16 protein-coding genes and 2 pseudogenes are annotated in these 19,695 nt (G+C 35.7%); 14 read left to right on the forward strand and 4 right to left on the reverse strand.

The window, feature by feature from the left end:
* The first annotated feature begins 68 nt into the window (after positions 1-68).
* Complete coding sequence (locus ACM6HU_RS02495) at positions 69-866, forward strand: YfkD famly protein (RefSeq protein ID WP_077295042.1); 798 nt, start codon at positions 69-71, stop codon at positions 864-866.
* 37 nt (positions 867-903) lie between these two features.
* Here the strand turns inward: ACM6HU_RS02495 and yfkAB are convergent, their stop codons facing one another.
* Positions 904-2,031 carry a radical SAM/CxCxxxxC motif protein YfkAB gene (yfkAB, locus tag ACM6HU_RS02500; protein ID WP_016112955.1) on the reverse strand — a complete coding sequence of 376 codons (1,128 nt, stop codon included), beginning with the start codon at positions 2,029-2,031 and terminating at the stop codon, positions 904-906.
* Between the two features lie 408 nt (positions 2,032-2,439).
* On the opposite strand from yfkAB, the gene ACM6HU_RS02505 reads away from it, so the two are divergent.
* The 6 genes from ACM6HU_RS02505 to ACM6HU_RS02530 all read left to right on the forward strand — a co-directional run bounded on the left by ACM6HU_RS02505 (position 2,440) and on the right by ACM6HU_RS02530 (position 9,593).
* Positions 2,440-2,622, forward strand: coding sequence for an SE1561 family protein (locus tag ACM6HU_RS02505; protein WP_002174720.1), 183 nt, complete (start codon positions 2,440-2,442; stop codon positions 2,620-2,622).
* A 245-nt stretch (positions 2,623-2,867) separates the two neighbouring features.
* Positions 2,868-4,391 (forward strand): class I fumarate hydratase, encoded by a 1,524-nt coding sequence (gene fumA, locus ACM6HU_RS02510; RefSeq protein WP_016132368.1) that lies wholly within the window; start codon positions 2,868-2,870, stop codon positions 4,389-4,391.
* 128 nt (positions 4,392-4,519) lie between these two features.
* On the forward strand, positions 4,520-5,302 hold the full coding sequence (gene pdaA / locus ACM6HU_RS02515) for a delta-lactam-biosynthetic de-N-acetylase (protein WP_016112957.1): 783 nt from the start codon (positions 4,520-4,522) through the stop codon (positions 5,300-5,302).
* Between the two features lie 59 nt (positions 5,303-5,361).
* A complete protein-coding gene (locus ACM6HU_RS02520) occupies positions 5,362-6,225 on the forward strand; it encodes a DNA-3-methyladenine glycosylase family protein (RefSeq protein ID WP_077295044.1) in 864 nt (287 codons plus the stop codon).
* Between the two features lie 10 nt (positions 6,226-6,235).
* Positions 6,236-7,621, forward strand: coding sequence for a 23S rRNA (uracil(1939)-C(5))-methyltransferase RlmD (gene rlmD, locus ACM6HU_RS02525; protein WP_098116804.1), 1,386 nt, complete (start codon positions 6,236-6,238; stop codon positions 7,619-7,621).
* 505 nt (positions 7,622-8,126) lie between these two features.
* Positions 8,127-9,593 carry a WD40/YVTN/BNR-like repeat-containing protein gene (locus tag ACM6HU_RS02530; RefSeq protein ID WP_077295047.1) on the forward strand — a complete coding sequence of 489 codons (1,467 nt, stop codon included), beginning with the start codon at positions 8,127-8,129 and terminating at the stop codon, positions 9,591-9,593.
* Between the two features lie 218 nt (positions 9,594-9,811).
* On the opposite strand, the gene ACM6HU_RS02535 is transcribed toward ACM6HU_RS02530, so the two are convergent.
* Complete coding sequence (locus ACM6HU_RS02535) at positions 9,812-11,260, reverse strand: L,D-transpeptidase family protein (protein ID WP_016112961.1); 1,449 nt, start codon at positions 11,258-11,260, stop codon at positions 9,812-9,814.
* Positions 11,261-12,132: 872 nt separating this feature from the next.
* Between ACM6HU_RS02535 and ACM6HU_RS02540 the strand changes: the two genes are divergently transcribed.
* From ACM6HU_RS02540 to truA, 3 genes and pseudogenes are all read left to right on the forward strand, one after another.
* Entirely contained in the window at positions 12,133-12,810 is a 678-nt protein-coding gene (locus ACM6HU_RS02540) for a DnaD domain protein (RefSeq protein ID WP_414847974.1), read from the forward strand.
* Positions 12,811-12,924: 114 nt separating this feature from the next.
* Positions 12,925-13,134: pseudogene (locus tag ACM6HU_RS02545) on the forward strand (hypothetical protein); the annotation flags it as partial.
* Positions 13,135-13,358: 224 nt separating this feature from the next.
* Positions 13,359-14,096 (forward strand): tRNA pseudouridine(38-40) synthase TruA, encoded by a 738-nt coding sequence (gene truA / locus ACM6HU_RS02550; RefSeq protein WP_016112964.1) that lies wholly within the window; start codon positions 13,359-13,361, stop codon positions 14,094-14,096.
* A 64-nt stretch (positions 14,097-14,160) separates the two neighbouring features.
* Here the strand turns inward: truA and ACM6HU_RS02555 are convergent, their stop codons facing one another.
* A complete protein-coding gene (locus ACM6HU_RS02555) occupies positions 14,161-15,576 on the reverse strand; it encodes a sigma-54 interaction domain-containing protein (RefSeq protein ID WP_016132372.1) in 1,416 nt (471 codons plus the stop codon).
* Positions 15,577-15,856: 280 nt separating this feature from the next.
* On the opposite strand from ACM6HU_RS02555, the gene ACM6HU_RS02560 reads away from it, so the two are divergent.
* The 3 genes and pseudogenes from ACM6HU_RS02560 to ACM6HU_RS02570 form a co-directional block, all read left to right on the forward strand.
* A complete protein-coding gene (locus ACM6HU_RS02560; protein ID WP_003194859.1) occupies positions 15,857-16,111 on the forward strand; it encodes a hypothetical protein in 255 nt (84 codons plus the stop codon).
* Positions 16,112-16,341: 230 nt separating this feature from the next.
* Complete coding sequence (locus tag ACM6HU_RS02565) at positions 16,342-17,763, forward strand: amino acid permease (RefSeq protein ID WP_414847975.1); 1,422 nt, start codon at positions 16,342-16,344, stop codon at positions 17,761-17,763.
* 68 nt (positions 17,764-17,831) lie between these two features.
* Positions 17,832-18,019, forward strand: a pseudogene (locus ACM6HU_RS02570) (acetylornithine deacetylase); the annotation flags it as partial.
* 174 nt (positions 18,020-18,193) lie between these two features.
* Here ACM6HU_RS02570 and ACM6HU_RS02575 read toward each other — a convergent pair.
* Positions 18,194-18,847 carry a DUF1232 domain-containing protein gene (locus ACM6HU_RS02575; protein WP_414847976.1) on the reverse strand — a complete coding sequence of 218 codons (654 nt, stop codon included), beginning with the start codon at positions 18,845-18,847 and terminating at the stop codon, positions 18,194-18,196.
* Positions 18,848-18,983: 136 nt separating this feature from the next.
* Between ACM6HU_RS02575 and ytaF the strand changes: the two genes are divergently transcribed.
* A complete protein-coding gene (gene ytaF / locus ACM6HU_RS02580) occupies positions 18,984-19,592 on the forward strand; it encodes a sporulation membrane protein YtaF (RefSeq protein WP_016132526.1) in 609 nt (202 codons plus the stop codon).
* Positions 19,593-19,695 lie beyond the last annotated feature (103 nt).

The following is a 19,695-nucleotide window of genomic DNA, read 5'->3' on the forward strand; positions in this document are numbered from 1 at the left end:
TTTTCAATTTGTATTTAATAGCTATTTAAATGATTTATACACTCTTAAATTAGGAAGGGGTAAAGTAGGTGAAACGAGTGTACAGCATATGTCTTTCAACTATGGTCTCGTTTATTTTATTATTTCCTTATAGTAGCTCTGCAAAGACAACAATAAACGTAAAGATGCCTTCATCTGTTTTGAATATTTCAAAGGACAATACGTATCCAAATGAAGTGCAAGATTTACCGCGTTTGCAGCCAAGTGAACTAGCGAAAGAATTACTGAAAACATCGACCATTCGAATCGAAAACCCAGATTTAATTCGGATGTTTAATGAAACGTCGATTTCAAATGCACCTCTTGCAGTTGGCTATAGGGCGAAAATTTATTTAGGTCAATGGCCGTTAAATTATGAATCAACAGATACAACGATAAATTGGGAATATAAGCAAGTAAATCGTAATGTATATGATAACCGTGGTGTGGAGCGGTTATATCCGCTTCGGTACAAACAAGAATCGCAAAAAACGATAGAAGGTGGTTTAACAGCCTATATTAAAGATACAGATGATGTGAAAAAGATGATTCTTTTAAAGGCGATGGAGAAGGTGCAGCTTCCCCTTTCTTTTAAAACAACAATTGGTTATGGTACTGGGAATGGGCGTGTATATAATATCAGCCCAAAACAACTTGGGTATTTATATGCATATACACCAGCGGTAAATGAAAAAGGAAAAGTTACATTTGGAGAAGTATATCTTGTTTTAAAAGGAAATCAGAAGAGGCTTGTCATTAAAAATATTACTTCACAAGGAATTGGGGCATCTATTCCTATACAAGATTATGTATCCTTTAAATTTATTTCTTCGCCTTATCCACAATAGCAAAAAAACGTCAGCTAAATATGCTGACGTTTTTTTGCTACAGTGTAATATTTGTTTCTTTTGTTAAGAAATCCTCGGTTGGATAATAGCTGTTTTTCACAAGAATATTTGGCCCAAGGCATTTTACAGCAGGGCAGTGACAGCTTAGTGATTTCGCTGTTTTCGAACTACACCATCTGTCGTAGGCTTCTTGTAATGTGTTTGTTTGAATGTTACCAAGCAGTGGAATATCACCAAAGTCTGTTACGATAATGTTGCCATCAAAAATATTTACATTTAAGCGAGAACGCCCATCTGGATCGTTACGAACCGTCACGTTTTTGCTTAAATGTAATTTTCTTAATGTAGCTAAGTCACGTTCATCATTACTACATGCGTAGAAAGGTAGTGTGCCAAATAACATCCATATATTTTCATCACGAATATCTAATAAATGCTCGATTGCACTTCGAATTTCATCTTTTGTTAAAATTTCAAGGTTGCTAGCAAAATCACTTGGGTACATAGGGTGTACTTCATGGCGCTTACAGCCCATTTCTTCGACGATTTGACGATGAATGTGTTCAATATGTGGCAGGGTACGTTTATTTAACATTGTTTCTGCTGACACGAGAACACCTGCATCTGATAAAGCTTTACTATTTGTAATCATTCGTTCAAATAGTTTAGCACGTTGTTCATAAGTAGGTTTGCGCTCCATCATTGCAAATCCACCTTCAACGAAATCATCAATTGTTCCCCAGTTATGTGAAATATGCAACACATCTAAATAAGGAATAATTTGTTCATAACGGGCTAAATCTATAGTTAAGTTTGAGTTGATTTGAGTGCGAACGCCTCGTTCATGGGCATATTTTAAGAGTGGTGTTACATAGTTGTCGACGGATTTTTTTGAGAGCATTGGTTCTCCGCCTGTAATACTTAAAGAACGTAAATGAGGAATCTCATCTAATCGTTTTAATAAAAGTTCCATTGGAAGCGGATTTGGATCTTTTGGCTGTAATGTATAACCAACAGCACAATGCTCACAGCGCATATTGCATAACGTTGTCGTTGTAAATTCAACGTTTGTTAATAGTAGTTTGCCGTACTCTTCAAGGTCCATATACGCTTCCCATGGATCGTAAGAAGGAGTAATCGGCTTCATTGTTTGTGATATACTCATCTGAAATACTCCTTTGACTGTTGAAATAACAATTTGTCCATCCTCTATAATAGAAGAATATGGACGTTTTATAAAGTGAAACTTTTTTCAGTGGGGGGTTCTTCATCCGCCACTGAGAATTAGTTGAACCAATCGGGCTTTTATGGGCAGTTGATCCCCAAACTAATTTCTTTGTTTTTGCTGAGTTTTAAGGCGGGGGTCTTACTGCCCGTTAATGCGGGGTAAAGTGAAACTTTTTGTAACAAGAATTCTTCATCTGTTGATTTCACTTCAAGTGATGGAGGAAGTAAATTAAATGTCTGCTTGTATGTAATCAAGTATTGTGGCAAAAATGATGAAAATTCATGTTCGTGATAATCATTTTTGCGGTATAATAAGAGTAACTCGAATAAAAAGGAGAGTGCCTTTGTGGGAAAAGCAATTCAAGATAAAGATTCACAATTAGTATATTTAAAAGAACGTTTAAATATGTTCATCGAAGTAATTGATACAATTGAACCAGAAGAGGTAGAATTAGAAGATGTAGATCGTCTTCTTGCGATGTTAGATGAATTAGAACTGAAATGTGAGCAATTTAAAAAAGACGAATAATATAAAACGGCTGCCAATTATATATTGGTAGCCGTTTTCTGTAAATGCGCTGTTTTATTAGAAAATATATAGATTTCCTGCCCGATTAAATAGAAGGACTATGGAAAAAAGGGTATAATCAAGTTGTGAAAAATTTCGTTTGATCTTAAGAGTCATAAAATAAAAACAAAGACTCTAGAGACTTAAGGGTAAAAATTTCATCTCGTAGCGTTTTGGTAGCGTTCACAATTGAGGGGGAAGTAACAATGGAAAAGCTTCAAGAAAGTATGTATCAACTGATTGTTGAAACATCAACGAATTTACCGAAAGATGTTCGTCGTGCAATTCAACGAGCAAAAGAACGAGAAAATGCAGGGACTCGTTCTGCAATGGCGCTTGGCACCATTACAAATAACATTAAAATGGCAGATGAAAACATCTCTCCAATTTGCCAAGATACAGGGATGCCAACCTTCAAAATTTATACACCAGTTGGCGTAAATCAATTACAAATAAAAGAAGCAATTTACAGTGCGCTTGAGCGGGCGACACAGGACGGGAAACTTCGTCCGAATTCTGTTGATTCTCTTTTCGGAGATAATAGCGGTAATAACTTAGGACCAGGTACACCTGTGATTAAGTTTGAGCAGTGGGAGAAAGATTATATTGATGCTCGTTTAATTTTAAAAGGGGGCGGCTGTGAAAATAAAAATATTCAGTATAGCTTACCTTGTGAATTAGAAGGACTTGGACGAGCAGGTCGTGATTTAGAAGGGATTCGTAAATGCCTTCTTCATGCGGTATATCAAGCACAAGGACAAGGGTGTAGTGCAGGAGTAATCGGTGTTGGTATCGGGGGAGACCGTACGTCAGGTTATGAGTTGGCAAAAAATCAGCTATTTCGCACATTAGATGATGTGAATCCAATTCCTGAATTACAGAAGCTTGAAGAATACGTATTAGAGAATGCGAACAAGCTTGGCATTGGTACGATGGGATTTGGTGGAGAAACAACTTTACTTGGTTGTAAAATTGGAGTATACAATCGTCTGCCAGCTAGTTTCTATGTGTCTGTTGCATATAATTGCTGGGCGTATCGTCGCCTTGGTGTAACAATTCATCCTGAAACAGGTGAGATTATCGATTGGTTATATCAAGAAGGTGAAAATACACTTCAACAAGAAGCGGAGCACGCAAAAAGTGAGCAGCGTGAAATTGTACTGCAGGCACCAATTACCGAGGAGCAAATTCGTGAACTTCGCGTTGGAGATGTCGTTACCATTAACGGGATGATGTACACAGGCCGTGATGCAATTCATAAGCATTTAATGGATAACGATTGCCCGGTAGATTTAAATGGACAAATCATTTATCACTGTGGTCCAGTTGTAGTGAAAGATGAAAATGACAATTGGAAAATTAAAGCGGCAGGTCCAACGACAAGTATTCGTGAAGAGCCATATCAAGGCGACATTATGAAGAAGTTTGGTATTCGTGCTGTCATCGGTAAAGGCGGCATGGGAGCAAAAACATTAGCGGCACTAGCAGAACATGGTGGTGTATATTTAAATGCAATCGGTGGTGCTGCGCAGTATTATGCAGAATGTATTAAAGAAGTGAAAGATGTCGACTTCTTACAATTTGGTATTCCAGAAGCAATGTGGCACATACGTATTGACGGCTTTAAAGCTGTTGTAACAATGGACTCTCATGGTAATAGCCTACATGCAGATGTAGATAAAACATCATTTGAAAAATTAGCAAGCTTTAAAGAACCGGTATTTAAGTAAGTGGAAAAATGCATCTCGAATCATTCGAGGTGCATTTTTTTGGTACATATAGAAAAATTTGTTTAGAATGAAAGAAATATTGAAAACAGAAACTACAGGTACGATGATATATGGAAAGGAGACTATTTATGAAGCATAGATGGTTATATATAGGTCTCATTTTTTCAATTATAATGACACTTGTTCCAGTTTCTGCTTTCGCGTATACGAACGCACCAAATCACTGGGGGATTCCGCGAGCAAAAAATGAGACTCCGCCAGATGCAGGGAAAAAATTTACTGATCTACTCCGGGGTAATGGTGGTTTTTATTTAGGCGACACGAAGAAAAAAGATATATATTTAACATTTGATAATGGATATGAAAATGGGTATACTGGAAAAATTTTGGATGTGCTAAAAGAAAAGAAAGTGCCAGCAACATTTTTTGTAACGGGTCATTATATAAAGACGCAAAAAGAGTTATTATTAAGGATGAAAAATGAAGGTCACATTATTGGAAACCACTCTCGAAGCCATCCTGATTTTACAACTGTAAATGATGAGAAACTTCGTGAAGAATTACAAAGTGTAACAGATGAAATTAAAAAAGTAGCTGGACAAAAAGAAGTGAAATATGTACGTCCTCCCCGTGGGATTTTTAGTGAGCGTACGCTAGCTCTTGCGAAAGAAATGGGATATTATAACGTATTTTGGTCGCTTGCATTTTTAGATTGGAAAGTAGATCAGCAAAGAGGATGGCAATATGCCCATAATAATGTAATGAATATGATTCATCCAGGATCCATTATATTACTTCATGCTATATCAAAAGATAATGCAGAAGCGCTTGCGAAAATCATTGATGATTTGCGCGAGAAAGGGTATCATTTTAAAAGCCTGGATGATTTAGTAAAAAGCAATCAGCCGTAAGCATGTATGCTTACGGTTTTCTCATGCTATAATGATGTGTAAAAAGGATGGGGAAACGTATGTGGAGCGAACATGTTACGTTAAAGGATTCGTACCATTTTGAAGAGGTACTCAGGCGTTTGTCTTTTGATCCACTCAATGTTGTTCAATTAGAAGAGAAAATAGTTTATGTCCCACTTCTTATGGATGAAGAACAAATTGTTGTCCGCGTACAAGGAATTGGTACACTTCAAAACCCACAATTTTGGGTTTCAAGTCAGACAGGTAAACAAGAGAAGGTTATGAAACGCATCTATTCCATTTTTCAATGGAATGAATCTTTTCAAGATATACAAACCCATTTTAGAAACACATCATTACGTCCACTTTTTGAAACATATGCCTATACACCACTTGTTTTAGAGTTTGATTATTTTGCTTGTCTTCTTCGTTGTATTATTCATCAACAAGTTCATTTGAAATTTGCTACTTCTCTTACAGAACAATTTGTAAAGCGATATGGAACAGAGAAGAATGGCGTTTTCTTTTTCCCAACACCAGAAAGGGTAGCGAATATTTCAATAGAAGAGCTCAGAAATCAGAAATTTAGTCAACGAAAAGCTGAATATATGGTAGGACTAGCAAAACATATTGTGGAAGGTAAGTTAAATTTAGTGGAGCTAGAAAAACAAACAGAAGAAGTAGTAGCAGCACAATTGTTACCAGTGCGAGGTATTGGTGCATGGACGGTGCAAAACTTTTTACTGTTTGGGCTCGGACGGAAAAATATGTTCCCGAAAGCAGATATTGGGATTCAGCGTGCACTTCAAGGTATATTTCAATTAGAGAATAAACCAGATGATGCATTTTTAGAAAAAATGAAACAAGAGTGTGAACCATACTGCAGTTATGCAGCGTTGTATTTATGGAAAAGTATAGAGTAGAGGTGTAACAATGGTACAAAAGCAACATGAGAGTAAGTTAGAAGTTGGTCAAACGTTTCCTGTGACAATTAAGCGTCTAGGGATTAACGGAGAAGGCGTTGGTTATTTTAAGAGACAAGTTGTTTTCATTCCAGGAGCATTACCAGGAGAAGAAGTTGTTGCGGAAACAACGAAAATTCAGCGTGGCTTTGCTGAAGCGAAAGTGAAAAAAATTCGTAAAGCATCACCGCATCGCGTAAAACCGCCATGCCCAGTATATGATGAATGCGGTGGTTGTCAATTGCAGCATTTAGATTATAAAGAACAGTTGAATCAAAAGCGAGATATTGTTGTACAAGCCTTTGAAAAGTATATGAACGGAAGCATGGAAGCTGACATTCGTCCAACACTTGGTATGGGCAACCCATGGCATTATCGTAATAAGAGTCAATTACAAGTAGGACGTAAAGATGAAAAAGTGATTACAGGATTATATAAACAGAACTCACATCAATTAATTGATATTTCTCACTGCATGATTCAGCATAAAGCAACAAACGAAGCGACAAAAGTTGTACGACGTATATTAGAAAAATTGAACATTTCTATTTACAACGAGAAAAAACAAAAAGGTCTAGTGCGTACAATTGTGACACGTGCTGCAGTTCAAACAGGGGAAGTACAAGTCACATTAATTACAACAAAAGAAGAATTACCAAATAAAGAGCAATTTATCGCAGAAGTACAAAAACAAATGCCAACAGTCAAATCGATTATGCAAAATGTGAACTGGCGTAAAACATCTGTTATTTTCGGTGACAAAACATTCAACTTAGCTGGAAAAGAAGTCATTCAAGAAACACTCGGTGATTTATCATTTGAATTATCAGCACGTGCATTCTTCCAGTTGAATCCAGAACAAACTGTTGTCCTTTACAACGAAGCGAAAAAAGCTGCTGCGTTAACAGGAAAAGAAAAAATCGTTGATGCATATTGTGGCGTTGGTACAATTGGACTTTGGCTAGCAAATGATGCAGCAGAAGTGCGCGGTATGGATGTCATTCCAGAAGCGATTGAAGATGCAAAGACAAATGCAAAGCGTCACGGATTTACAAATACAAGGTACGAAGCTGGAAAAGCAGAACAATGGCTACCGAAATGGGTGAAAGAAGGCTGGCGCCCAGATGTAATCGTAGTTGACCCTCCTCGTACAGGTTGTGACGATAAGTTGCTTGAAACAATTTTAAAAGTACAACCAAAGCAAGTTGTTTATGTTTCTTGCAATCCTTCATCATTAGCGCGTGATGTGAAAGCATTAATGAAGAGTTATGAAGTGGAATATGTACAACCGGTTGATATGTTCCCGCATACGGCGCATGTGGAAAATGTAGTAAAGCTTGTTAGAAAAGAAAATTAAAGGTGTGGCAGTGAGAGATAGGTCTTATCGAAAAATCGATAAGGCCTAATTTTTATTTAGGATGAATTACCCTGAACCGCATTATAAGTAACCGATAGTGATTTGATTTTAAAAGTGAATTGTTTATTTTAGGTCTATCGGAATAATTTTAATAAAGTGAAACTTTAATCAGTGGGGGTTTTCTTCATCCCCCACTGATTATTAGTTGAACGAATCGGGCTTTTACGGACAGTTCATCTCCCACCTAACGTCTTTGCTTTCGCTGAATTTTGAGGTGGGAGTGTTACTGTCCTAAAATAGCGGGATAAAAATTAGAATTAAGAAATTAGCACTGATCTTTGTATGATGGAGTGCTGTTTTATTTGTTTTTTATTACTATATCAACTCTGATTACTTTAACTTTAATTCGTATGTAATTAAATAATATGATGATTAAAGGATTATACAAATATTGGGTAAAACAAAGTATACTCAATATAGATAAATATAATTGATTTAATTAGGAGTGATTTTTATATTTAAGCAAAATGCAAAAAGGATACTTATATCATTATTAACAAACCCAATATTAATAATTGGATATTGGATTTTTTGTTATGAGTTAGCTTTATTCTGTATGTATGGAAGAATGAATTATAATATTTATATTTTATTATTATGTATAGTATTTTTTATATCTGTAATTACATTTACGACAATGAGAATTATAAAAGATAAAGAATATGAATCTAAAAAATTAATTAATTTAAATGCATGGAAATATATTTCTATTATCATTATTGTTGTAATCACATCATTTTATGGTGTAAAGATTTATAAAAGTGCAACAAATTATGAAGGCAAACTTGCATGGTTTATAGAAAGATTAAAAAATGAAAGATCAGTTAAATTTGAACATAATAATATATATGAATATGGGGTAGAAGGCATTTTTGAAGATATAAATAAAAAATATACTTTGCCAAAGAAATTATATATGGCAACTGATTTTGATCTTACATTTCATTCAGATGGAACAATCACAGCGTTTGATACATTTGTTTATGGGAAAAATGCTGATGGGAAAGAGGAAACTTACTTAATAACTTATAATAAAAATAAGTCACAAGATATTACTATAATACGAAATGGATATGCAAAACCTGATTATGATGAAGATAAACTAGTAGAACCTCTAATTAAAACGGTTAAGGCTATTCCAGTTAAGAAAACAGTTAGTAAGTGGAATGAAAGTAAGTATGAATTGGTCTATTATGGAAAAAGGAATTGGGGATACAATACAGAGGGAATTATTAATATTAATGAGGATGGTACGGAGCATAATCTTAAAGAAGCAACTTCTGAAATCATTGGATACACTGTATCTATATTTGTCCCTGGAAAAGAGAAAGAGTTAGTACCGGCTAGATATAACTTAATAGGTGACCCGAATTGGAGTAAACCAAATCAAAAGAGTTCTAAAGAGAAGCAACAAGATTTAACGAATAGCAAGGAACAGTTTTACCTATCAAAAGAAGTTGGTTATAAACTAAATATGACAGAGAAAGCATTAGGTAGTGCTTTTTATTCACTAAGCAAGACTACTGATGGAGGTAAAACATGGGAGGTTATAAATACAGACCCATTTAACAGAGGAATTGGTAGTGTATCAGGAATAACCTTTATAAATGATAAACTTGGATTTTTAGGAGCAGTCAGACCTTCTGGTAACGAGGGAGAGTTATATCGTACAGATGATGGGGGCTTATCTTTTAAAAAAGTAAATTATCCGCCTCATGAAGTGAAATTAGATCATACACAGTCTATAATAAGTCCTTTTGATTCTCCAGGTATGCCTTATGAGAAAGATGGAGTTTTTAATATGTTAGTTGGACAAGGAGCAGACGGAGATTATAATGGCGATAGTAGCGCACTTTATCAATCAAAAGATAAAGGAGAAACATGGGAATATATAAAGGAAGTTGAAAAATAGTTAGAGTTAGTACTAAAGGTGAATAAATAAAATGGCCTCCGTTGCAGGTGCAACGGTGAACAATACTATAAGTAAATAGGTTTAAGTATATAACTGTTTTTCCACCCCGCACAGGAGAAGTACGGAGCATAAATAATAAAAACAAAGAAGCAGAAAATCACTTAGGATTTCCTGCTTCTTTGTTTTTATAAAGAAAATACTTGAGAGACTGCTATTAGCTAGTACACGACAACCGGTTCATAAGTACTGAGATTATCATACACGGTTTTCGCAACACTAGGAGAGAGGTTGACACATCCGCCTGAACCTCCCGTTAAATAGGCATTATTTGCCCAGTTTGTCCGCCAGCCAGCATCGTGGAACCCTTGTCCGCCGTTTGTGAACGGAGCCCAGTAATCTACCTTAACGGAATAATCAGGTTTACCTACTGCGCTGCCTTTGAGTGTGTACGGTGATCGTTTATAGAGGATATACCACACACCCGGTGATGTATCTTCACTCGTACTATGTTTACCTGTCACTACATTCGTTGTGACTGCCAAATTTCCATCTTTGTAGATCCAAATTTGCTGTTCTGCAATCGACACTTCCGCATACGTGTCTCCAATGCCATTATTCGCTGTTGTTTCATAACCGATGCCTTCTTTATTCCAGCCATTTCCGTAAATATTAGAAGCGGAAAGCGATTTTTCCCCTTTTTCGAAGGCTTCTTGGATTCGTTTTGCTTCTTTTGCAACATCTATTGCCCAGCCATAGCCTTGTCCTTTTACTGATATGACCGAACCAGAATGGGTTTTAAATGTGAAGTCTTTATTTAATGTTGATTTAGAATTATTAATTTCAGTAATCTTGTTCTTAATGTCGCTCGCGTCGATTGTAACCTTCATATCCTTTGACATAGAGGCATTTTTAATTAGATCTTTAGCTTTTAAAGAGTAAACTTCATTCTGTACCTTATAATCAATGGTTTGTTGAAGAAGATCCTGTAGTGCTTTCTCTTCTTTTTTTACAATAGGATTGTTTTCTTTAATAGGCTGTATGTATACAGGCTTCAGATGGATTTCACTTTTATACTTCTGCTTGTCGTAATCCTTTAATAGACTAACGACATCATACTGTTTTCCATCAATGCTTTTTGAGATAACAACTTTGCCCTGTTCGAGCTTCGCCATAGCATCTTGAGGCGCTTTTAAATCTTTATTCATAGATAAGAGCTTTTCTTCTACAAGTTTTTTCATTGTTTTACTTCGATACTGATCCGCCTTTTCTGGTAGCAGCGAATAATTTTTTTCCTTTGAGGAAGGGGAAAATGTCCATTGGCTTTTTAATAGTTTCTTAACTTTAGGCAAATCTTCTTCCGTAAGTTCCGTTTGCGTATCTTTTTCATCTAAAATTTGTTGTTGGCCGACATAGACTTTGTTCTCTAATCCAGATGCTTTTAATTTCTGCATTGCCTGATCAGCAGTCAGACCGCCGACTTTTGTGTCATTAATCGTAACATGTGAATTGAAACGGGTTGCCTGATAATAACTCATTCCCCCAATTAGAAGTGCAATTATAACGACGCCACCCGCTGTGATAAACTTCCAATTTTTAAAACGCTTGCTTGAGTTTACCCGTTTTCTATCAACTTCTTCAACCGATTCATTTATTGTGTTGTTGTTCATAAATATTTCCTCCACATACCTAATATAATCCCAGTATCAAAGTCAACCGACTTTAAACTAGTGTTTTTGCATCCAAAACAAAACCAATGATTAGTGTACCTTATTATTCTTAAATTTTCACTTTTTTTTTACCAAATTTTACAGTATTGAGTTGGTCAAATTTGAATTTTTGTTCATAGAATGAACGTGTTAATAACCAGTAGATAAACCAAAGGGATTATAAAGTTTCACATAATTTATCTTCTTTAATCCTTTTTTTAGGCAGTTATATTATATAATTAGGATATATTATCCATACAAGTTTGAGGAGTATTAATCAATTAGAAATATATCTTAAGAGTAAGTAAGATGAGGAAAGAAAGAGCACCTCCTTGGTAAGACAAGAGGTGTTTCAATTTGAAATACGATGACAATGTGAAAGTCAAATGACGCGATAAATTACAATAACCGAAAGTGAACTTTGCAGCCTCGTTAAACGTAACCTAGCGATAGGAAAAAAAGGGAGAAAGGCAATAAAATGTACACAACAGTCCTACATATAACAGGCTTATTTTGTAGCACATAGAGAATGACATATAGAATTGTATACCCCAAATCCTTCTTAAATGATAGCTAAATTCTTTCGATTCACAATGAATAGCCCCTTCCATCCCCCTTGTAAGCCCCTTAAAAGCCCCTTAAAAGCCCCTTACAAGTAATAAATCATTACAAAAACAAAACAAAAAACTACTACTACAAGAATCTCCCCGAAAGAAATAAAAACGTAGTAGTAATTTTTTATAAAATTAAATTACCCAATTTCCTCACTTGTCTTTATATCTATTAAGGAAACGGCAATTTCATATTTGCCGTAAAAGGTGGGAGGGATCAATATGGCAGTATACCGGAATGTACAGGTGAATTTTTGGCAGGATGATTTTGTATTGGACTTAACGCCGGAGGAACGATACTTTTACATATACTTGCTGACATGCTCTAAAACGACGCAATGCGGCATTTATCCGTTGCCGAAGCGTTTGGCGGAGATGGAAACAGGCTATAACCGGGAGACTGTTGAGAAGCTACTGCAGCGGTTTATTGACTATGGAAAAATATTATATGATGCAGAAACGAAGGAGCTATACATCCAGAACTGGGTGCGCTATAACCCAGTTACGAACACGAACATCGAGAAATGTGTGTTGCGTGAGCTAAAGACTGTGAAAAGCAAAAAGTTTTTACATATGTTTCTTCAAAAATGTTTGGAGGAAGGGCTGAGCATTCCGCTGTTATTGGAGCATTTTGGTATGCCGGTTGAAGAGTCTCAAGCTGTTCCTCAAGATGATGCCGAAAGCTGTGAAACAGATGGGGAAATTGATTTGGGAGGTAATGTATTCACGTTTTATGAACAAAACTTTGATAGCTCGTCACCACATACGATGGAGGAACTGAATGCGTGGATGGATGATCTGTCAGATGAACTTGTATTGAAAGCACTCCAGATTGTCTATGAAAATAACAAGCGGACGCTTGCTTATCCCGCATTAACGGGCAGTAAGACCCCACCTTAAGATTCAAAGAGAATCAAAGAAGGTAGGTGGGGGATAACTGCCCGTAAAAGCCCGATTGGTTCAACTAACCATCAGTGGGGGGAAAGCCCCCCCACACTGATGGAAGTTTCACTTTATGTGAAGGGCATTTTACGGGACTGGCATGAAAAAGGATATACGAGGCTTAGTGAAGTAGAGGAAGCAGCAGTGAGGTTTCGGAAGAAGGAACTGTCTGTTGCCCATGATACTGAGAAATTTCTAAATGATTGTGAAGAATGGGAGAAAAACGTACCGTCTGAAGAAGAGCTACGGAGGTTTTTAACGGAACATGGGTGGCGTCCGTGACTTAGATTGTACACTATTGATTTCATATGTATAGTTCATGCGCATAATACATTGGCAGAAGTAGACACTAAATGAGCTATCTTGTGTTACTATGAAAAGAAGATTACGAAAAATATCATAGAATGCTTAAAATTTTTGTTTTATGTAACGGAAAAAGAAAGGCGGTGAGTCTGTTAATAAAAACATGAATAGGCAAATGTCTATGTTTTTAATAGCAGAAAACAATGAACAATTACAAATTAACAATTCAATATGACGGCGGCCGCTATAAAGGCTGGCAACGTCTTGGAAATAATGATAATACGATTCAAGGAAAAATCGAAAGTGTATTATCAGAAATGGTTGGACACGAAATAGAAATCATGGGATGCAGCAGAACAGATGCTGGTGTACATGCTTTGAATCAAGTAGCGAACTTCAAGGTCGATGAAAAATTAGCAGAACCGAAAATTAAGAAGTATTTAAATCAATACTTACCAAACGATATTAGTATTAAGGATGTGGAGTTAGTCTCTGAACGTTTCCATGCTCGCTACAATTCGAAAGCGAAGACGTATTTATATAAAATTTGGAATGAGGAACATACGAATCCATTTATGCGTAAATACAGCATGCATGTTGGGAAAAAGTTAAATATTGAAAACATGCAAAAAGCAGCGCAATATTTAATTGGTTCACATGATTTTACTGCTTTTTCTAATGCTAAATCTAAAAAAAAATCTATGGTTCGTGAAATATATATGCTCGATGTCGTGGAAAGTGAAGGTTTCATCCAAATTAGAGTGAGCGGAAATGGATTTCTTCACAATATGGTGAGAAAAATCGTTGGAGCGTTAGTAGAAGTTGGATTAGGTCAGTTAGATGCTGAAGTGATCCCACAAATTTTAGAAGCGAAACAACGAAATCAAATTAATTGTCTTGCGGATGCGAGTGGGTTGTATTTGGAGAAGGTTGATTTTTAGGAAAAAATAAAGACCGTCCTTTCGGAACGGCCTTTATTTTTTGTGCTTATAGAACATTCTAAGATTACGTATTTAGCCCATACTTTTTTAATCGATATTGCAAGTTTTGTCTACTTAATCCTAAGTATTTTGCGGCTTGCGAGATATTTCCATTATGTTCTTTAAGAATTTGAATAATATATTCTCTTTCCATTTCTTTTATTGTGTTCTTTAAAGTTTTCGATGTATGATCTAATTTATCTGTTTCCCATCTAGCTAGAGGAGGTTGAATAGGGAATTCGTTTTTTGTTAGCTCATAAAAACGAGCTGGGGTATGGGATGTTGTAATAACGTCCTCATCTTCAATTAAGTTCATAGCCCCTTCAATTATGTGCTCTAATTCGCGTATATTGCCGGGCCAATCGTGTTTATAGAAGAAATTTATTACGCTGTCATCCACACCTTGTACTCGTAAACCAAACTGCATATTATATTTTTCAATAAAGCTATGAAGAAGCGGTAAGATGTCTTCTTTCCGCTGTCTTAAAGGTGGGAGAAATAAAGTGACGACGCTTAGTCTGTAATATAAATCTTTTCGCAGGCGATTATGCGTGATAGCTTCAATCGGATCTTCATTAATGGTAGTTATGATTCGAACGTCGACTTCTTTTTCTTGTGATCCGCCGATTCTTCGTATTGTTTTATCTTGTATTGCCCGCAATAATTTGGCCTGAAGTGCAGGGCTTAGCGAGTTAATTTCATCTAACAATAAAGTTCCACCATGGGCTTCTTCAAATAAGCCTGGTTTATCGATTGCGCCTGTAAAAGCTCCTTTATTCGTACCGAATAATAAGCTTTCCATTAAAGTTTCAGGAATGGCAGCACAATTTTGTGAGATAAAAGGTTTTCCAGCACGTTGACTTTCATTATGAATACTTTGTGCAAATAGTTCTTTTCCAGTTCCTGTTTCTCCCACAATCAGTATAGAGGAAGAGGTACGCGTTACTTTTTTTGCTTCTGTAATAACCGATTGAATCGCACCTGAATTACCTATTATATGATTGAAGGTAAATTTCGTATGATGCCCTCGAATCGCGCCTCCTTTACTCGTTTGCCTTAATGGAGGAAATTCTTTTACGATTTCAACAGCGCCCTTGATTTTTCCATTCTTCACTATAGGGAAGGTGTCATTAATCGTTGTAATCTCTTGCCTCTTATTATTAAAATAAGTCTGTTTTATATTTTTCTTTGCTTTTCCAAGTGTTAATGCTCCTATAAGAGTACTATTCTGGTTTTCTTCAAAAACAAATACTTCTAAAAGATTTTTATATAGTACATCTTTATGATCCATCGATTCAATCTCCATCATTTTGCGGTTATAAATGATCGTCTTACCTTCTTCGTTAATCATGTGAATGCCAATATCAATTTCATTCAGTAAAGTTTCATATAGCATATTCATTTCAACTAATTTTTTGAAATTGATTTCTTCTGTATACATGTTTCATCTTCTCCTTGTTATACCTTATGAAGACTGATTTTTCTTAATTTTAATAAAATTTTTGCGAGTATGCAAAAAAAATTTGCGTGTTTAAGGTGAAAAATCTTTAAAAGAGAAGAAAGATATTGCGTGGAATTCAGATTTTTTCAGTACTATCTCTTAATCCTAAGTAAGAAATTAGGTTGGTATATATCTTGCATGAATAGTAGTTGAATCTTATAAATTTGGAGGTGGGGAAAAGAGTTACATGCGCACTTAATAAGAAAGAGGGGTTTAAAAGATGAAAACAGTAATAGAAAACGTGTACAGCCCTTGCTATGGCAGAGTTACAAAATTATTTATTAATGAAAGTTCCTACGTATATGAGTGGGAGAAATTAGCTTTAATTGAAACAATGGATGAACGGAAAGTAGAAGTTAAAGTGGGAATCAGCGGTTATGTGGAATTGCTAGAAGTAGAAGAAGGACAAGTTATCACGGAGCAAACATTATTAATAACAGTCAGGGATGATTTATTGATTACAGGAAGTGATTAATATAGTCCTTCTGGATGATGTACCGTTTTCTAAGGATCTTTTAAACAATTGTGGAAAATTATAAAAAAATTTTAGTAACAACTATTTATCGTGTGATAGTATTTCCTTGGATTGGGAGATTTTCTTTTGAAAAATCTCCCTCTTGTTACAAGTCTATCGTAATCATGAGTATGCACTTTATTTTTTTATATTATTTTTTAAAGCGTTTACATTTCTGCTAGGGGGCTCATATGGAAAAGCAAAATCAGGAGTTAAAGCGAGAGCTAAAAAGTCGACACATATTTATGATTGCACTTGGAGGGGTTATTGGCACAGGTCTTTTCTTAGGATCAGGTTATACAATTCATGAAGCAGGGCCAGGCGGTGCGATTGTAGCGTATCTTGTTGGGAGCTTTGTTATGTATTTAACGATGCTTTGTCTTGGAGAGTTAGCTGTTGCTATGCCGAATGCAGGATCTTATCAAATGTATGCTACAAAGTATATTTCGCCTGCGGTAGGTTATGTAGTTGGTTGGATGTCATGGTTAAACTGGGCTGCTACGATAGGGATTGAGTTGATTGCAGTAAGTATTTTAATGAAGCGCTGGTTTCCACATGTACCATCTTGGATATGGTGCGTCGTGTTTGCAGTCCTTCTTTTTTCGATTAATGCATTATCCTCACGGAGTTTTGCAGAGGTTGAGTTTTGGATTGCCGGCATTAAAGTAATTATAATTATTGCATTTATTATTTTAGGCGGGGCAGCGATGTTTGGATTTTTACATATGAAAGGAAATGACGCAGCACCGATGCTTTCAAACTTTACTGATCACGGGGGACTGTTCCCAAATGGACTGAAAGCGATTCTAATTACCATGATTGCCGTTAATTTCTCCTTCCAGGGGACCGAAATTGTTGGGATTACGGCCGGTGAGAGTGAAAACCCGGAGAAAACCATTCCGAAAGCAATTAGAAATACAGCTTGGCGTATATTCATTTTCTTTATACTTTCTATGTTTATACTCGCTGGGTTATTCCCATGGGAAAAAGCGGGATTAGTAGAAAGTCCATTCGTAGTTGTATTTGATAAAATTGGGATTCCGTATGCCGCAGATATTATGAACTTTGTTATTATTACAGCGGTGTTATCAGTAGCAAATTCGGGCTTATATGCAACTTCTCGTATGCTTTGGTCTATGTCGAAGCAAGGGATGATTAGTCCGATTTTTGGGAAGTTATCTAAAAAGGGTGTTCCTATTTATGCATTACTTACAAGTACAATTTTTGGTTGTCTTTCTTTATTATCTGGTATATATGCAGAGGATACAGTTTATTTATGGCTTCTTTCTATTGCAGGATTCGGTGGAATACTAGTCTGGGCATCGATTGGTTTATCAAATTTTCTTAGTAGAAGAATGTACGTAAAGCAAGGCGGGGATATTAAGGATTTGAAATTTAAAACGCCGTTGTATCCGTTTGTGCCACTTCTTTGTTTCGGATTAAATATGACTGTAATCGTGGGCATGGCTTTTATTCCAGATCAACGTATGGCATTGTATTGTGGTGTTCCATTTATGATTGTTTGTTTACTGTTTTACCGTGTTACAAAAAATAAGAAAAAATCAATGGAACACATTGAAAAGAAGGACACAATAGAAGTAAAAAGTTTATGATGGAATTTTAGGTTTGATTTTTATGTAGATGAGTAATAGTGTTATACAAAATCAACCGTAGGGAAATTCTAGATATGTCAGCAACAGTAACAGATGGCGGGGGTTTAGTGAGTTCAATATTCCGGCTGTCATTTATGGACCAGGGACTTTAGAGGAAGCGCATTCTGTAAACGAGAAAGTTGAAATTAGCCAGTTAATTGAGTTTAGGAAAGTTATTGTGGCTTTTATATACGAGTGGTGTCATACACAAAAATAAGAAAAAATTAAGGTTTTCATAATAAAGAGATAAGGTACATTATGTAATATGAAAGGTACCTGTCGTGGAATCGTACAAGCTTTTATGTTTGTACGATTTTTTTAGTAGGAACTATTTCAAAATCTAGGTAAGCTAAGCTTCCGAAATAGTTCCATATGTTCTCCAAGAAATCCTCTACGTTTTTTTTCTCATTTCAGCCAACTTCTCTTTTGCTAATTCCACTGCGATAGCATCATCTAAATAGCCAATTGGAAATATATAATCAGGGATAATGTCTGTTGATAAAACGAAATACAATAAGGCACTCCCGATGATAGCACGTTCTTGGAAAGGAATGGATTCTTTGCAAAATTGATGATACATATCTGTTAATTGCTCAATGAAAGGTCCTGTGCTATCAATTTGTTGCAGTTTTGTTGAGAAGCTTTCATGAATACGTTTTTGTCCTTCTGTTGTTTGAGCGTATCGCTCATAACTTTCGAGTTCCTGTTTTACACGAGTTGTTGTGTAGTCGTAATCAAATAGGTTAGATGATTGTAATGTTTGTTGAATTGCATCTATGGATGTGTACATATCCGTCTTTTCTTTTTTTTCATAGGGAAAATCCGTATGCATGGAATCATATAAAACTTGCATAGGAACTTGCAGACATTCTGCAAATTTTTGCAGGTGTTTTTGTTTTGCTTGTTGTTTACCATTTATAATTCTTGAAATTGTGGAGGGATCAATGCTTGTAAGTGTTCCTAATTGGCGCATAGATAAGGCACGTTCTTTTAACAATTTTTTTAATAAGGTACCAAGTTTATCATTTGGATTTTGAATAGACATAGTTTTGGCACTCCTTTTTTTCTAAGGTGTTGAAAAAATGTGGAGCTTTTTATTACAAGTATATGAAGCTGACAGTCACAGTTGCTCAACATTTGCATAATATGCAATGAAAAGTGAACAGAAGGAGTGAATGTTGATGAGTACGGCGGGTTTATTTTCAATTTTTTTGATTGGAATTGCTTCTAATTTAGATAATGCAGGTGTAGGTATTGCGTATGGGATTTGCAAGATTCGAATTTCTTGGTTTAATAATTTTATCATCGCCTTTTTTGGTTTCTTATTTACTCTATTGGCTGGCTTTTTTGGAAGTTGGATTTCATTGTTTATTTCAGATTTTATGGCAAATTTAATAGGTGCACTTGTACTTGTACTAATTGGGGTGTTTGTTTTATGTCAGCCCTTACTTAGTAAGCAAGAGGAGGTTTTAGAGAAAGATGGAAGTATGGTGGGGATATTACGTAATCCGGAGAATGCTGACTTTGATGACTCTAAAACAATCGGTTTTTCTGAAGCACTTGTACTAGGTGTTGCATTATCAATTAATAATATTGCAGGGGGATTTGATGCGGGAGTAACCAATTTGAACCTTTGGTGGACTGCGATTATCTCAGGTGTATTTAGTTTTATTTGTATTAGAGGTTTTTCCTATATAGGGAAGAGATTTTTAGCGGAATATTTAGGGAAATGGGCAACAATTATTGCTGGCATGTTACTGATTCTTATTGGAATTGATCAATTGATGTAAGTTTAGCTGGGAGAACAATATTCGAATATTTCCTTGGAAATACAACAAAGTACTGCATATATCGACGTGTTTTTCTTCATACTAACAGTGATTTCTTTTAAAG

This window comes from Bacillus sp. IT-79MI2 (genome assembly GCF_949768135.1).
In the GTDB taxonomy this organism is placed as follows: Bacteria; Bacillota; Bacilli; order Bacillales; family Bacillaceae_G; genus Bacillus_A; species Bacillus_A pseudomycoides.

Excerpts from the sequence above, each read along its gene's own strand:
- rlmD (WP_098116804.1), top strand. The coding sequence starts at position 6,236 with ATGGTACAAAAGCAACATGAGAGTAAGTTAGAAGTTGGTCAAACGTTT.
- ACM6HU_RS02575 (WP_414847976.1), bottom strand. The coding sequence starts at position 18,847 with ATGTCTATTCAAAATCCAAATGATAAACTTGGTACCTTATTAAAAAAA.
- ACM6HU_RS02540 (WP_414847974.1), top strand. The coding sequence starts at position 12,133 with ATGGCAGTATACCGGAATGTACAGGTGAATTTTTGGCAGGATGATTTT.
- yfkAB (WP_016112955.1), bottom strand. The coding sequence starts at position 2,031 with ATGAGTATATCACAAACAATGAAGCCGATTACTCCTTCTTACGATCCA.
- ACM6HU_RS02560 (WP_003194859.1), top strand. The coding sequence starts at position 15,857 with ATGAAAACAGTAATAGAAAACGTGTACAGCCCTTGCTATGGCAGAGTT.
- truA (WP_016112964.1), top strand. The coding sequence starts at position 13,359 with ATGAACAATTACAAATTAACAATTCAATATGACGGCGGCCGCTATAAA.
- ytaF (WP_016132526.1), top strand. The coding sequence starts at position 18,984 with ATGAGTACGGCGGGTTTATTTTCAATTTTTTTGATTGGAATTGCTTCT.
- fumA (WP_016132368.1), top strand. The coding sequence starts at position 2,868 with ATGGAAAAGCTTCAAGAAAGTATGTATCAACTGATTGTTGAAACATCA.
- pdaA (WP_016112957.1), top strand. The coding sequence starts at position 4,520 with ATGAAGCATAGATGGTTATATATAGGTCTCATTTTTTCAATTATAATG.
- ACM6HU_RS02520 (WP_077295044.1), top strand. The coding sequence starts at position 5,362 with ATGTGGAGCGAACATGTTACGTTAAAGGATTCGTACCATTTTGAAGAG.
- ACM6HU_RS02555 (WP_016132372.1), bottom strand. The coding sequence starts at position 15,576 with ATGTATACAGAAGAAATCAATTTCAAAAAATTAGTTGAAATGAATATG.
- ACM6HU_RS02565 (WP_414847975.1), top strand. The coding sequence starts at position 16,342 with ATGGAAAAGCAAAATCAGGAGTTAAAGCGAGAGCTAAAAAGTCGACAC.
- ACM6HU_RS02535 (WP_016112961.1), bottom strand. The coding sequence starts at position 11,260 with ATGAACAACAACACAATAAATGAATCGGTTGAAGAAGTTGATAGAAAA.